Source organism: Rhodococcus sp. W8901 (genome assembly GCF_013348805.1).
Classification (GTDB): domain Bacteria; phylum Actinomycetota; class Actinomycetes; order Mycobacteriales; family Mycobacteriaceae; genus Prescottella.
The window spans coordinates 5,215,488-5,229,879 of sequence record NZ_CP054690.1 but is presented as its reverse complement, the minus strand read 5'-3'; the positions used below and the strand labels follow the sequence as shown (position 1 = coordinate 5,229,879).

Here is a 14,392-nt window from a genome sequence, read left to right as displayed (position 1 = left end):
CGGCGGGGCACCACCCGTGTCAGCTGTGCGACTTCCGCAGCTCGAACTTGAGCACCTTGCCGGTCGGGGTGCGCGGCAGGTCGAGCGGGAAGACGATCTCCTCGGGCACCTTGTACCGCGCGAGCAGCGCGCGGGTGTGCTCGACGATCTCCTCGGCGGTCACCGTGTGTCCCGGCTTGACGATGACGAACGCCTTGGGCCGCTCGCCCCACTTCTCGTGCGGCACACCGACGACGGCGACATCCAGCACGGCGGGATGCGCGATGATCGCCTGCTCCACCTCGACCGTCGAGATGTTCTCGCCGCCCGAGATGATGATGTCCTTCGCGCGGTCCTTGAGCTGGATGTAGCCGTCCGGGTGCATGACGCCCAGGTCGCCGGTGTGGAACCAGCCCCCGGCGAACGCCTGCGCGGTGGCCTCCGGATCGCGGTAGTAGCCGAGCATGACGTTGTTGCCGCGCAACACGATCTCGCCCATCGTCTCGCCGTCGGCGGGCACGTCCGCCATGTTGTCGTCGACGATGCGGGCGTTCTCGGCCTGCAGCATGCCGACACCCTGCCGGGAGATCAGCGCGGCCCGCTCCTCGGGCGACCGGTCGTTCCACGACTCCTGGAATTCGCAGATCGTGTACGGCCCGTACACCTCCGTGAGGCCGTACACGTGCACGACGGTCACGCCGAGGGTCTCGAGCTGCGCGATGACGGTCGGCGACGGGGGAGCGCCGGCGGTCGTGATCCGCAGCGCGTCCACCGGGTGCGCCTGCTCGGCGCCGGCGATCGTGGTGCACACGGCGGGGGCGCCGCACAGGTTGGTGATTCCGAGGTCGTCGATCGCGTCCCAGATGGCGTCGGCACGCACCGCCCGCAGGCACACGTGGGTGCCGGCTGCGGCGGTCACGGCCCACGGCGTGCACCAGCCGTTGCAGTGGAACATCGGCAGCGTCCACAGGTACTTGGTGTTGCCGTCGAAGCCGTTGTGGAACGTCTCGCCCAGCGAGTTCAGGTAGGCGCCGCGGTGGGAGTACATGACGCCCTTGGGCTTTCCGGTGGTGCCGGACGTGTAGTTGATGGCGATGACCTGCTGCTCGTCGTCGACGCCCCAGCGGAGTGGCTCGTCGGACAGGCCGTCGCGGCTGCGCAGGAACTCGTCGTACTGCGCGGTCGTCACACCGGCGGGGACGTCGGGGCGCGGGATCGTCGAGTCCGGTATCTCGACGATCTCGGCGACGCTGCCGACGTTCTCCCGCACGGTACGCACCGAGCCCACCAGCTCGGAGTCCACGAACAGGATCCGGGCCCCGGCGTGGTCGAGGATGTACTCGAGCTCGGGTCCGGCCAGTCGCGAGTTGAGGGCGATCAGCACACCGCCGGCCAGCGGCACCGCGAAGTGCGCCATCAGCATCTCGGGGGTGTTGGGGCACAGGTAGGCGACCCGGTCGCCCGGTTCGATGCGGCTGCGCAGCACCCGTGCGAGCTGCGCCACCTCGTTCGCGAACTCGCGATACGTGTAGCGGCGGTCCCCGTGGATGATCGCGGTCTTGTCGGGGAACACCGATGCCGAGCGGTCCAGGAAGCGCAGCGGACTGAGCGGTGTGTGGTTCGCCGAGGCGGACAGTTCGGACACGAGTACCTCCGTGGTGATCGCAAGTGACGGGCGTTACACACCGCCGGATCCGACGCTATGGGGCACAGTCCGGCGGCCGCTACCCTCTGAAGTGGGTATCCGCGGTGGGTGCCCGGAACTCCGACGAACAGCGCACCGAACGAACTGATGACCGACATCCTGAGGCCGAGCGACGAGGACGCGATCCGCGCCGAACTCCGCTACCTGCGCACCAGCACGACGCTGCCGGTGCTGTTCGGAGGCTTGGTTGCCGGACCCGGCGTGCGGCTGTCGGGATTCGTCGGGACCCGCGGTGCGATGCTGCGTGATCTCGTGATCGACACCGAATGTGGACTTGGCGGTCGGGTGATCGCCGAACAGCGGCCCGGTGCGGTCCAGGACTACGCGAACTCCCGGCACATCACCCACGACTACGACCACGAGGTGGCCAGCGAGGGGATCGAGTCGCTGCTCGCGGCGCCTGTCGTGGTGCGCGGGACCACCCGCGCCGCGGTGTACGGCGGCCTGCGCGCCAACCTGCCGATCGGTGACGTGATGGCCGAATCGGTGATGCGGTCGGCGCGCAAACTCGCCCACGAGATCGAGATCCGCGACGAGGTCGACCGCCGGGTCGCGATGATCGAGAATGCGCGCACGGCACCGGACGCGTACCGGGACCCGAAGATCTCGGCGGGCATCACCGAGAGTTACCTGGCTCTGCGGGCGATCGCGGACCGCCTCGACGACGACGCCCTCGGCGCCGAGGTCAGGGCGGTGGAAGGAAAGCTGCGCGGGCTCACCGTCGGGGCGACCGAGCCCGCGAGGGTGACGCTGTCGCCCCGCGAGTTCGAGGTACTCGTCCACGTCGCGCTCGGCTGCCGCAACGCGGAGATCGGCGAGCGGTTGGGTCTGCGCCTCGACACCGTCAAGAGCTACATGCGCAACATCATGACCAAGCTCGAGGTCCGCAGCCGGCACGAGGCCGTGGTCGAGGCACGGCGGCAGGGGCTCATCCCGTAGCGTCGTTGGACCGTCGGATCATGTTCAGCGCCAACGCGATCAGGCAGGTGACGGCGGCAACGAGGGAGAACTCGACCACCGCGGTCGACAAGCCCTGGTAGGTGACGAGGAGACCCGCGGCGATCGCGGGCACGCCGAGCCCGACATACGTGAGCGTGAAGAACGCGGCCAGGACCGCGCCACTGGACCCGCGGGCGTGCAGGGCGACCGCTGTACTGACGCGCTGCATGCCGCCGGCGAACGCCAGTCCGTGTCCGATGCCGACGCCGTGGTGGTCGAGGACCGGTGCCTCATCGGATCGATGTCCACGAGTCTGCAGCGTGTGGTGGTGGGCACGGGCAGCCTCGTCGGCGCGACCGCGCTGCTCACCGAGGGCACGGTCGTCCCGCCCCGATCGAGAGGGCTCGGCGCGCCGGCAGCCGTTGCGCCGCATCCTGATCCGGACGCCTTCGCGGAGGGGCTGCGTCGCGGTGTCGCCACGTACGTGGCCAACGCGGCGCGGTATCGGTCGGACATGGAGCGCATCGACTGACCGCTCCGGTTGTCGCGTCCGGTGCTGCCGGAGTAGGGTGTCGTCGTTCGGGTCGACCCGCGCCCGCGGATCTGCGGGGTTCGAGGAAGAGGAGGTGGGGCTAGTAATGAGTAGCCAACCTCCGAGTACCAGTTAAACAGGACAATCCACGCCATCCACTCCGATGGCGTTCGACTGGTGTCCGTGGGACCGCGATCGGCGGTCCGGATCGCGGACCTTCCCGAAAGCTGTATTCGTATGCGTGAAAAGCGTCCGATTCGCTCGATCCTCCCTCGCCGCGCCGCCGGTACCGCCGACGACGTGGTCTCGCCCGAGCATTCGATGGCACCGCGACACCCGGGGCAGACGCCACCGGCCGCGGCCCAATCCGGCGTCGTGGAGTCCAGCGTCGTCAACAGCGCGGTCTACCGCGACGGCCGCCGGATCTCCTCGCCGGCGACCCTCGCGGAAGCACTCGCGAGCCTGCCCGACGAGTCGTCGATGGCGTGGATCGGTCTCTACCGTCCGGACGACGCTCAACTGAACGCTGCGGCAGAGCAATTCGACCTGCACGAGCTCGCGGTCGAGGATGCGATCGTCGCGCACCAGCGGCCCAAGCTCGAGCGGTACGGCGACACGCTGTTCGTCGTGCTGCGCGCCGCGCGGTACCTCGACGAATCGGAGAGCGTCGACTTCGGCGAACTGCACATCTTCTGCGGCCCGACGTTCGTGCTCACCGTCCGGCACAGCGAGTCCCCGGACCTGTCGGCCGTCCGGGACCGCATGGAGGGCGACCCGGAACTGCTCAAGCTGGGGCCCGAGGCGGTGCTGTACGCGATCCTCGACGCCGTGGTCGACGGCTACGCGCCCGTCGTCGCGGGTCTGCAGAACGACATCGACGAGATCGAGACCGAGGTCTTCAGCGGCGACCCCATGGTGTCCCGGCGTATCTACGAACTCTCCCGAGAGGTGGTCGAGTTCCAGCGCGCCACCAAGCCGCTGCTCGGCATGCTGCGCGCACTGTCCGCGGGCTTCGACAAGTACAACACCGACGAGGAACTGCAGAAGTACCTGCGGGACGTGACCGACCACGCGACGACGGTGGTCGAACGGGTCGACGGCTTCCGGGAGTTGCTCGGCAGCATCCTCGCGCTGAACGCGACGCTGGTCTCGCAGGCGCAGAACGAAGAGATGCGCAACATGACCGAGGCCAGCTACGCGCAGAACGAGGAGATCAAGAAGGTCTCGGCGTGGGCAGCAATCCTGTTCGCGCCCACCCTGATCGGCACCGTGTACGGCATGAACTTCGACAACATGCCCGAATTGCACTGGGCCGGCGGGTATCCGTTCGCGTTGATGCTCATGGTGCTCACCTGTACCGGGCTGTACACGATCTTCAAGCGTCGCGGCTGGCTGTAGACCGGGCCGGGCGGTCCGGCTACAGTCTCAGGCGTGACCTCACTTCGCGCGATCGACTCCGGTGCGCTGCTGACGCGGCGCCGCCATGTCGATTTCGCGCACGTGTGTACGTCCGGGTGTCGGCGGGTCTGATCCGACCCGCCCCCGGCGCGAGTGTCTCGCCGCCGGGATCACTTCACGCGCGCCGTCATCGGACGCGCCGTGATCACGCACTCGGCATTCACGCACACGAACGATGGGATCTCACCCGTGACCACTGCATCCGTTTCACACCTGTCCTCGATCGTCTCCGCCACCGCCGACGCGGTCTCCCGGGACGCAGCGAAGGCGAACGTCGTCTTCCGCGCGTCGGCCCGGGCCCACGACGCCGTTGCCAGCACCGTCTCGCTCGGTAAGTACACGGTCGAGGTGGACGAGCCGCCGGCGCTCGGCGGCGAGAACACCGCCCCCAACCCGGTGGAGTACTACCTGGCCTCGCTGCTGTCGTGCCACGTCGTGACATACCGGTTCTGGGCCGAGAAGCTCGGTATCCGGGTCGACGACATCACCGCCCGCGCCGAGGGCGACCTCGACGTGCGGGGCTTCTTCGGGTTCGACGAGACCGTGCGGCCCGGCTTCGGCGAGGTCCGCGTCGTCGTGAACGTCACCGGCCCGGAGTCGCGGGAGCGCTACCTCGAACTGCACGAGGCGGCCGAGGCGCACTGCCCCGTCCTGGACCTGACGCGTAACCCCACTCCGGTCACCTCGGTCCTCGAGACGCCCGCCGCGAACGGCTGATCGGGGGCACCGGCCGCGGCGAACAGCGCGCGAACAGCGGGTGCGGGTGTCACTATGGACGCCGTGGACCTGCCTATCGCACCACCGCTGCAGCCGATGCTGGCCAAGGCCGCGTCCGGAGTGCCCGAACAGCCGGCCGGTGAATCCGTCTGGTCGTACGAGCCCAAATGGGACGGATTCCGCGCCATCGTGTTCCGCGACGGCGACGACGTGGTGCTCGGCTCGCGTGGCGGCAAGGACCTGGCCCGGTACTTCCCCGAGATGGTCGAGGCGGTGCGGGCCGAACTGCCGCCACGCTGCGTCGTCGACGGCGAGCTGGTGGTCCCCCGGGAGATCGGCGGCCGGACCCGGCTGGACTGGGGCTCGCTGTCCGAACGCATCCACCCGGCCGACAGCCGGGTGAAGCTGCTCGCGGAGCAGACCCCGGCGCAGTTCATCGGATTCGATCTACTGGCGCTCGGCGACGACGACTTCACCGCGCGCCCGTTCGCCGAACGCCGCAACGCACTGCTCGATGCGGTCGGCGGTGGACCGAGCTGTCACGTCACGGCGGCCACCCTCGACAGTGCCACCGCGCAGCGCTGGTTCGAGACGTTCGAGGGAGCGGGACTCGACGGCGTCGTCGCCAAGAGGCTCGACAGCCACTATCTGCCGAACAAGCGGGAGATGGTGAAGGTCAAGCACTCTCGAACCGCCGACGTCGTCGCGATCGGCTACCGGCCGCACAAGAGTCAGCCGGGCATCGGATCGATCCTGTTGGGGCTGTACGACGGCGGCGAGTTGCACATGGTCGGCGGCGCGTCGGCCTTCACCGCGAAGCGTCGCGTCGAGCTGCTCGCCGAACTCGAACCGTTGCGGGTCGGCGACGACGTCGTGGCCGAGGGGGAGGCCACCCGCTGGCGCTCGAGCGCCGACCGCAGCTGGATTCCGCTCCGCCCCGAGCGCGTCCTCGAGGTGGCGTACGACCAGATGGAGGGCGGGCTCGGCGAACGCGGCAGCCAGGCCGGGGTGCGGTTCCGGCACGCGGCGCGGTTCCTGCGGTGGCGCCCCGACCGGGCGCCGGAGTCGTGCACGTTCGAGCAACTCGAGGTTCCGCTCCGCTACGACCTCGCCGACGTCCTGACAGGGGAGGGCTGAACCATGGCTGCCACCAAGCGTTCTCCGGCAGAGGAGCTCGACGTCGACGGCGTGGCCGTCCGGCTGTCGAATCCGGACAAGATCTACTACCCGCGGCTCGGCGCGGCAGGCGGCACCAAGCGGCACCTCGTCGAGTACTACCGCAGGGTCGCGACCGGCGGGGAGTTGCTGCGCGCGCTGCGGGACCGGCCGACCCACATCCAGCGCTTCCCGGACGGCGTCGAGGGCGAGGAGATCTATCAGAAGCGGGTGCCGGCGAAACGGCCCGAGCATGTCGACTCGTGCGAGGTGACGTTCCCGTCGGGCCGCACCGCGGACGTGCTGCGGGTGCGCAGCGCCGCCGACATCGTGTGGGCCGCGAACCTCGGCACCGTCACGTTCCACCCGTGGGCGGTGCGCTGCCCGGACGTCGAGCATCCCGACGAGTTGCGGATCGACCTGGACCCGCAGCCCGGCACCGACTTCGACGACGCCCGTCGCGTCGCGCTCGACGTCCTGCATCCGCTGCTCGATGAACTGGGCCTGATCGGGTTCCCGAAGACGTCGGGCGGACGCGGACTGCACGTGTACATCCGGATCGAACAGCGGTGGGACTTCGTGGAGGTACGGCGCGCCGGAATCGCGTTGTGCCGGGAGGTCGAGCGGCGCAGCGGCGACCGGGCGACCACGAAGTGGTGGAAGGAGGAACGCGGCAGGCGCATCTTCCTCGATTTCAATCAGAACGCCCGGGACAAGACCATCGCGTCCGCGTACTCGGCCCGCCGCACCCCGATCGGGACGGTGTCCACCCCGGTGACGTGGGACGAACTGGCGTCCGTCGAGCCCGACGACTTCACCATCGCGACGGTGCCGGCGTTGCTCGCGGGTCGCGGTGACCCGATGGCGACGCTGGACGACGTCGCCCATTCGCTCGACGGGCTGCTCGAGATGGCCGAGCGTGACCTCGCGGCCGGGCTGGGTGACATGCCGTACCCGCCGAACTATCCGAAGATGCCGGGCGAGCCCAAGCGGGTGCAGCCGAGCCGCGACCGGGACCTGAAGAAGGACTGACCTGCCGGGCTCGACCTACTCGCCGGGGCCCGTCAGTCGGCGTTCAGCAGTTGTTCGAGGCGCGCCATGCAGAACCCGGTGATGCTCACGTTGTCGCCGAGGTTCAGATGGGTGGACAGACGCAACAGGGGCACGGACAGCAGCACCGCCGCGAGCACCTCGTTGAACAGCAGGTTCTGCACCTTCCAGCCGGTCAGTTGCTCGTAGCGGGCGATGGTCTCCTCCCGCGTCGGGGTGCCGGGCAGGCTCGGGTGTCCCTCGTACTCGCTGCACGCCCAGTCCAGGAACAGCACCCAGGCCAGGTCGGCCTCGTGGTCACCCAGATACGCCATCTCCCAGTCGAGTACGCCGGCGACCGACAGGTCCGGCGTGTACAGGATGTTCGACATGCGGGCGTCGCCCCAGACCAACGTCACGTGCTCCGGGTCGTAGAGATTGGCTCCGAGCCAGGTCAGTGCCTTCTCCATCACCGGCGGCAGTTCCGGTGCCGCCCAGCGCACGGCCCAGTCGAGGTAGTTCACGATCTGCTCGACCGGCTTGTCCCCGAACTTGGGCATCGCGAGGAACCCGAGCCGGAGCTCGTCGGGGTCCAGGAGATGCACCCGCGCCATCGTCTCCACGCACTCCCACCACATCTTCGCCCGACCCTGCTCGTCGGCCTCGAAGTAGTTGCCGGCGGTGTGGTACGAGGGGAAGTCGCTGGGCGCCTCGGCATTTCCGATGCGGTCCATCACGTAGTACGGGGTGCCGAGCGGGTTGTCGCCGGCGTCGATCCACCGGACGGCGGGGACCGGGAGATCGGTCGGTGCGAGCCGCTCCGAGACCAGGTACTGGCGCCGGAGGTCGTAGTCGGGGAACAGCGAGACCTCGGGCGGGCGTCGGAAGACGTACCCGGCCGACTCGTGCTCGGCACCTTCGAGGTCGAACAGGTAGGTCTCGGTGGAGAACCCGCGCTCGGTGCGCATCCAGTTGACGATCTTCGCGTTCTGCGCGCCCGGAATGCGCTGCCGGACAATGGGCTCGAGGGCCGCCGCCAGGTCTTCCGCGGCGACGCGCTCAGCCATTGTTCGCACCGGATCGGTTGGCGCTCCAGTCGGTGTAGCCGTAGCGCGGATTCACGCCCATGAACACCATCTCGACCAGCCCGTGCCCGACCTTGTCGCCCATCCGGACCTCGCAGAGCGTCTCGCTGAGCATGCTGACCTTGCGGATCTCGTCGACGTCGGTGATGTCGACGTCGAAGCTGTCACTGAAGTCCTTGCCGCGGTACATGCCCGACGCGTAGCCGTTGTACTCGTCGTAGCCGGCCAGGCCCGGCCAGAAGTCGCACACCGGATTGACCTCGATGACGTCGGTGCTGCGGTCGGCGCGGTGCACGGTGAACGTGCCGGACTTGACGACGCGGAGGTCGTCGCGGAAATCCAGGTCGTGCTCGACGTCGATGATCGGCAGCGGGTCCTTGCCCGAGTCGATCGGGAACAGCACCTCGCCCTCGAACTGCCAGCGCTCTCCGGTGTGCGTCTCGCGCTGCGCGAAGTGCACCACCTCGTCCTCGAACTGGAAGATGCCCATGTAGTAGAAGACGCCGGCGGGCACCTCCGAGGGCTGCATGTTGCCGCCCTCGGGCAGGCTGCCGCCACCGCCGCCGTGGCGCACGCCCCAGGAGTGGTCGCGGCCGAACCACCAGTTGTCGGGGTCGATCTCGATGCGCTCGCCGTCGATCTCGATCCAGCCGCTGATGGTGCCGTTCTGGTAGAAGCGGCGGGCGTCCTCGCGGACCCGGCCACGGCTGCGGTGGAAGGCTGCAGTCTGCTCGTACACCGGGAAGTCGCCGGTGAAGTCGAGCTGCAGGCTCAGGCCGTGCTCGTTGGACTCGACGGTGGAACGCACCTTGCGCAACGGCTCGACGATCTCGTACGTGTACGGCCCGACGCTCCACGCGTTCAGGGCGCCGGTCTGCGGGTTCAGCTCGGTGGACATGCGGACGACGCGGGCCCGTTCGCCCTTGCGGGTGACCATCGCGTAGGCGTCGAGAACGTTGCGGTTCGGGTACTTCGCCAGGCCGGTCATGATGCTGATCTCGCCGGACTTGTCGAAGCCGTACATCACGATGCGCTCGGTCCAGCGCAGGTCGCTCTGCGAGACGTGGTCGAGGGTGGTGGGGAGCTGGTGGATGAGCAGTTCGTCGTGCGGGGTGATCATCGGGAGTCGTCCTTTCGGTGGATGGCTGGCTGACCTCCCCGGAATCTATTACGGAGCGCTCTGCAACGTAATAGATTCGGCGAAACTCGTCCGGTACTGTCCGGTTGTGTGAAGACGAGCAGCGATCGCCGGCCCGGAGTAGTCGGTGTGGGCCGGCCCCGGGACCCTCAAGTCGACCGGTCCATTCTCGCTGCAACCAGGGAAGTGCTCGTGGAGAACGGGTACCAGAAGACCACCATAACTGCGATCGCCCGACGCGCGAAGGTCGGGACGTCGGCGATCTACCGCCGTTGGGCCACGAAGGAATCGATCGTCGAGGATGCCGTCTTCGGGGGGCCTGACGCCTCGCTGCCCGCGGCCACCGCGAGCCTGCGTGACGACCTGCTGGCGTGGACCAGGCTGTTCCTCAATCAGATCGCCGAACCTGCTGCCCGCGCGGCGATTCCGGGACTGCTCTCCGCTTATCTCCACGACCACGGGGCGTACGAGCGTCTGATACTCAGCGCCGAGGATCCGGTACGCGTGGCGCTCGCGGAACGCGTGGCCGCCGAGTTCCCCGACCGGTCCGCCGACGAGACGACCGCGGCGGCGGACGCCGCCTTCGACCTGTTGGTCTCCGCCACCATCGTGCGCGGCCTCACCAACGGACTCGTCGACGCCGATGCGTTCTGTGCCCGCACCGCCGACTCGTTGGTCCTGCTGGTCTCGGTCGACCGCAGCGAGTTCGACTCGGTTTCGTAGTTCTGCGCGGTTTGTAGACTGCGTCCCAGGTGTGGTGCTTCGGCGGACTCGGCTCACTGGTGTCCCGTCGTGAAATGCCCTCCGGCTTACCGGATCAGCTTGCCGCGGAGGTACTCGTGTCCGCCCCACACACCGGACTGGCGGGTGCCGGCGGCGTACTCGCCGCAGGCCGCGGCGATCGGGCAGCGGGCGCAGACGAGGGCGGCGTAGTCGAAGGGCTCGCTCGGGTCCGGGAACCAGCGGTCGGGGTGACGATCACCCCGGCAGGCGGCCTCGTCCCAGTCGGTGCTTCCGTCGGTGGCCGGCAGCAGCTCGGCCAAGGTCATCATGATGGTCATCGGTTGTGCCTCCTTTCAAGACGATTCACGGTGTCGGGGCCAGGTCGCGCCAGATCGCGCGCTGCCGTTTGACGTCATCCCGCGGAGCTCGGGGGATCCACAGCAGCGGCATGTCGGCCTCCTCCGGTGTCCGGTCGGTCTTGCGGCCGTTGCAGTCCGCGCAGGCGGCGACGAGATTGCCGTAGGTGTCGCCGCCGCCACGACTGCGCGGGTAAACGTGGTCGACGGTGTTCGCGCCCCGGCCACCGCAGTACGCGCACCGGTGGTGGTCGCGCGCCAGGATCGCTGGGAACGTTGCTCGGGTGTCGTCGTCGACGCCCGGCCGCGGCGGCGTGTGAACGTACTCGAGCAGCTGGATCGTGCGCGGCAGTGGGATCGCGATGTGCTGGGAACGCACCAGGAACCGCGGGGTGTGTTCGACCAAGGTGACGGCGAGTTCCGCGGCGAGCGTCACAACCGCGCGGGCGGCGGGTACGAGGTCGAAGTCCTCGTAGGTGGCGTTGAGCACGCGCACACGGGTGTTCATCCAGGTTCGGGTGGTGACGGCGGTGGTGGATGGGCGGGCCATGGCAATCGACAACCTCGTTCTCTCCCAGGGGGAGTGGCGGGTTCTCGGGGTGCGAACGGCCCGTGGTGGCCGGTCGGCCGGCAGGTCACCTCATGGCGACCGAGGTTTCGGGGCAGGTGCGCCCCGAGAGGAGGGGCGTCAGGGGACGCTGAATCCGGCTGTGTTGCCGGGGTTTTCGGCAGTCCGATCCAGGATTCGGATCATCGGCTGCGACATGCGCTGCGGGTATGAGGTGGTGTGCATCCGAGTGTTCCCCTTCCTGGTCGTGTGGCCGGCCGCCCAGTGTGCCACGGTTCAGGGGAGGGCGCTGGGGAATTTTTACAGATGGCCGGTGCAGCTCGGATGGGACCTCCGCTGGTCCGGCACTGGGCGGGCCGGCGCTGTACCACGAGCTGAATGCGCTCACTGACGTGCGCGTCTGGCTGCGCGGGCTGCCGTCTTGGCGGATCTTGTGATGCTCGCGAGTTCGTCTCGGGCGAATCCGAGGTGATGGGCGGATCGCATCCAGGTGTAGAGGTCCGACGCGGCACGATACTCGCGGAGTTGCGTGTAGCAGGCCGCCAGATCGAAGGCAGACTTGCGGCCTCGTTCGGCGATCTCGGCGTCCGGGAAGGCGCCCGCGATGTCGAGGATCAGTCGGTGGGCGTGGATCGACTCGGGTAGGCGTCCGAGACCGGTCAGGAGTAGCGCTTTGTTGCGCAGTGTCTTGACGCGGCGGAGCCGGCGTTCGGCGGAGTCGACGGACAGGTCGTGGATCCGGAGGACGTGGTCGTAGGCGGCGATCGCGGCGACCGGGTCGCCCAGTCCGTCGACCATGACGGCGCGGTTGTAGGCGGCCACCTCGCGGGCGTTCACAATGTCGCCGTCGGTCGCTCCGTCGGCGAGCCGTTCGAGCGCCTCGTAGGCCTCGATCGCTGCATGCTCCTCGCCGAGCCGGCCGAGCGCAATGCCGAGTCGCAGGTGACCGCGTGCGTGCACCCGGCGTGCCCGGGTGTCGAGACCGGGGCGACGCAGGGCGGCGCTGCGTGCGACGGCAACGAGCTCCTCCCACCGCCCGGCGTCGAGCAGCAGACCTCCGAGCACGTCCAACGCCGCGAGCCCGAGCATGACGATGTTCTCGTCGGGGTCCGCGCCGGTGTCGGCCGCAATCGCCGCGAGGATCCTTTCGGCCTCCGCGGGTTTCCCGTCGTCGACCGCCCTGTCGGCCTCGTACAGGCGTTCGCGCAGATCGCGGTAGCGGGCCTCTCCCGCCGAGGCGGGGACCGCATCGGTGGGGGAGGAGATCGCGAGGATCCGTTGATTCTCGGTCGCGAGTTCGACAGTGTCGCGGACGTCCGGGTCGTCGCTGTCGGCGTGGGCGGCCACCAGCCCCTGCAGCAGGGTCGCCGCCATCTCGCGTTCGCCTCGTTCTGCCGCGCGTGTCGACTGAGTGAGGCGGCGCCGGGCGTCCAGGCGGCGGATGCGCACGTCCGGATCCTCTGCGAACAGGTCCGCGAAACGATTCAGGGCACTGTCGATCTCGGTGGAATCGAGTCCGGGTGACTGCCACACGGAGAAGAGTGAGTTGGCCGCCCACAGGCGCACGTCGGCGTCGGTGTCGGGGGCCGCGCGATCCACGGTGTCGTTGATGACGCGACGAGACGCGACGAGCTCGCCTGCCTCCCGCAGTAGACGTCCTCGCCAGTACATCGCCTGGGCGATCGCGGCCGGGACCCCGGGCACACCGGCGGCAGTTGCGTAGCGGTGCGGCACCTTCGCCAGCGCGTCGAGTGCGTCGTCGCGACGTCCGATGTCGGCGAGACGAAGTGCCCGGTCGACCATCGCCAGGGCGAGCGGCACGACGAGACGCTCGTCGTGCTCGTGCCCGGGGAATCGCGCATCGAGCTGCTCATAGAGCCGCACGGCACTCTCGGGGTCCCCGAGGCGCGAGGTCACTTCGGCGAGCCGCGACGCAACGCGAACCCGTGCCGCCGCCGTGGCCGGACTCGTGTCGGTGGCGAACGCGTGGTCGGCGTGCGCGAGGACCTCTCGATCGGCCGCGGTTGCCCCGTCGGCGTCCTCGCGAACACGCCTGAGCACCCACCACAGGATCGCCTCACGCGCATCCTCGGACGCGCAGGTGGCATACCTGTCCACCAGTGCGGCGGAGTGCTCGACGGCGGCGAGGTCGCGCTCGGTGCCGGGTAGCCGCTCGAGCAGTCGGTCGAGATGCCGAGCCTGTTCGGTGGCCGTCTCGAAGCCGGGCTCGACGGGCAGATTCAGGGCGCGCAGGCCGTGGGTGATCGCCGTCGGAGCCGGCACCCCCCGGCCGATCTCGTCGTCGACCAGACAGAGAGACGCGGCATGCAGGAGCGTCCGCGCCGAGGGGAGAGACTCGGCCTCGGCGATGACGCGGTGCATCAGCGAGATCGCGGACTCCGCGTCATCTTCGCTGTCGTAACGGATCTGCGCCGCCTGATAGAGCGCTGCAATACGCAAGTGACGCAACCGCTCGTCGGATTCCGCGGTGAGCGTGAGCGCCAGCGTCTCGAGTCCGACCGCCACCTGATGGCGATCTCGTCCGAGGTGCCGTCGCAAGATCTCGGCGGTGTACATCGCCTCCCCTCGTGCCTGCCGCACACCGAGCGGTTGATCGTCCCCGATGTGACGCGCTGCGAACGACTCCGCCGCTCGCATCACATCGACCAGCACGATCGCATCATCGGGCTCGTACAGGTGGACCCACTCGATCGCCTCGAGCTCAGCGAACGCGCGCGCCTCCCGGACGGCGTCGGCGTCGAAGCCGTCCGTGAGTTCGGCCATCCTCGCGATACGCCGCTCGACGGCATCGCGTGGTCCGGACGGCGCCTCGATCCGGACGATCATCCCGGTCGCCTCAGCCACCGCTATCGCCTCCACGTCCTGAGCGGCAAACCTCTGCGCGTCCAGCGCCAGAGTCAGGATTTCGTGCGCGAGCTCCTGATCACCTGCCGCCAGCAGCTCGCGCGCACGGCGCACGGTGTCACGAACCATCTTCGATCCTTCCC

General features: G+C 68.8%; 14 protein-coding genes. 7 read left to right on the top strand and 7 right to left on the bottom strand.

Features of this window, described 5'->3' with window-relative positions; genetic code table 11:
* Positions 1–19: 19 nt before the first annotated feature.
* A complete protein-coding gene (locus HUN07_RS24440) occupies positions 20–1,624 on the bottom strand; it encodes an acyl--CoA ligase family protein (RefSeq protein ID WP_174913591.1) in 1,605 nt (534 codons plus the stop codon).
* A gap of 147 nt (positions 1,625–1,771) precedes the next feature.
* On the opposite strand from HUN07_RS24440, the gene HUN07_RS24435 reads away from it, so the two are divergent.
* Positions 1,772–2,623 carry a helix-turn-helix transcriptional regulator gene (locus HUN07_RS24435; protein WP_174913588.1) on the top strand — a complete coding sequence of 284 codons (852 nt, stop codon included), beginning with the start codon at positions 1,772–1,774 and terminating at the stop codon, positions 2,621–2,623.
* Here the strand turns inward: HUN07_RS24435 and HUN07_RS24430 are convergent.
* Entirely contained in the window at positions 2,613–2,852 is a 240-nt protein-coding gene (locus tag HUN07_RS24430) for a hypothetical protein (RefSeq protein ID WP_254622663.1), read from the bottom strand. The two genes, HUN07_RS24435 and HUN07_RS24430, sit on opposite strands and share 11 nt — an antisense overlap.
* 21 nt (positions 2,853–2,873) lie before the next feature.
* Between HUN07_RS24430 and HUN07_RS24425 the strand changes: the two genes are divergently transcribed.
* From HUN07_RS24425 to HUN07_RS24405, 5 genes are all read left to right on the top strand, one after another.
* On the top strand, positions 2,874–3,155 hold the full coding sequence (locus HUN07_RS24425) for a hypothetical protein (protein ID WP_254622662.1): 282 nt from the start codon (positions 2,874–2,876) through the stop codon (positions 3,153–3,155).
* Between the two features lie 237 nt (positions 3,156–3,392).
* Positions 3,393–4,553, top strand: coding sequence for a magnesium and cobalt transport protein CorA (locus HUN07_RS24420; RefSeq protein WP_174913586.1), 1,161 nt, complete (start codon positions 3,393–3,395; stop codon positions 4,551–4,553).
* Between the two features lie 249 nt (positions 4,554–4,802).
* Complete coding sequence (locus HUN07_RS24415; RefSeq protein WP_114722163.1) at positions 4,803–5,330, top strand: OsmC family protein; 528 nt, start codon at positions 4,803–4,805, stop codon at positions 5,328–5,330.
* 63 nt (positions 5,331–5,393) lie between these two features.
* A complete protein-coding gene (locus HUN07_RS24410; protein ID WP_174913583.1) occupies positions 5,394–6,467 on the top strand; it encodes an ATP-dependent DNA ligase in 1,074 nt (357 codons plus the stop codon).
* Positions 6,468–6,470: 3 nt separating this feature from the next.
* Entirely contained in the window at positions 6,471–7,517 is a 1,047-nt protein-coding gene (locus HUN07_RS24405) for a DNA polymerase domain-containing protein (protein ID WP_174913580.1), read from the top strand.
* A 32-nt stretch (positions 7,518–7,549) separates the two neighbouring features.
* Here HUN07_RS24405 and HUN07_RS24400 read toward each other — a convergent pair whose 3' ends face one another.
* Positions 7,550–8,581, bottom strand: a complete 1,032-nt coding sequence (locus HUN07_RS24400; protein ID WP_174913578.1) for a phosphotransferase family protein — start codon at positions 8,579–8,581, stop codon at positions 7,550–7,552.
* Positions 8,574–9,719, bottom strand: coding sequence for a hypothetical protein (locus tag HUN07_RS24395; protein WP_174913575.1), 1,146 nt, complete (start codon positions 9,717–9,719; stop codon positions 8,574–8,576). Before HUN07_RS24395 ends, HUN07_RS24400 begins: the two co-directional genes overlap by 8 nt.
* 108 nt (positions 9,720–9,827) lie before the next feature.
* Here HUN07_RS24395 and HUN07_RS24390 point away from each other — a divergent pair, with 108 nt between their 5' ends.
* The gene (locus HUN07_RS24390; RefSeq protein WP_368077025.1) at positions 9,828–10,460 is read left to right on the top strand and encodes a TetR/AcrR family transcriptional regulator; all 633 of its coding nucleotides are present in this window, start codon (positions 9,828–9,830) and stop codon (positions 10,458–10,460) included.
* Between the two features lie 86 nt (positions 10,461–10,546).
* Here HUN07_RS24390 and HUN07_RS24385 read toward each other — a convergent pair whose 3' ends face one another.
* The 3 genes from HUN07_RS24385 to HUN07_RS24375 all read right to left on the bottom strand — a co-directional run bounded on the left by HUN07_RS24385 (position 10,547) and on the right by HUN07_RS24375 (position 14,378).
* Positions 10,547–10,798 carry a WhiB family transcriptional regulator gene (locus HUN07_RS24385; RefSeq protein ID WP_114722089.1) on the bottom strand — a complete coding sequence of 84 codons (252 nt, stop codon included), beginning with the start codon at positions 10,796–10,798 and terminating at the stop codon, positions 10,547–10,549.
* Positions 10,799–10,823: 25 nt separating this feature from the next.
* A complete protein-coding gene (locus HUN07_RS24380; protein WP_114722088.1) occupies positions 10,824–11,366 on the bottom strand; it encodes an HNH endonuclease in 543 nt (180 codons plus the stop codon).
* A gap of 402 nt (positions 11,367–11,768) precedes the next feature.
* The gene (locus HUN07_RS24375) at positions 11,769–14,378 is read right to left on the bottom strand and encodes a hypothetical protein (protein WP_174913572.1); all 2,610 of its coding nucleotides are present in this window, start codon (positions 14,376–14,378) and stop codon (positions 11,769–11,771) included.
* Positions 14,379–14,392 lie beyond the last annotated feature (14 nt).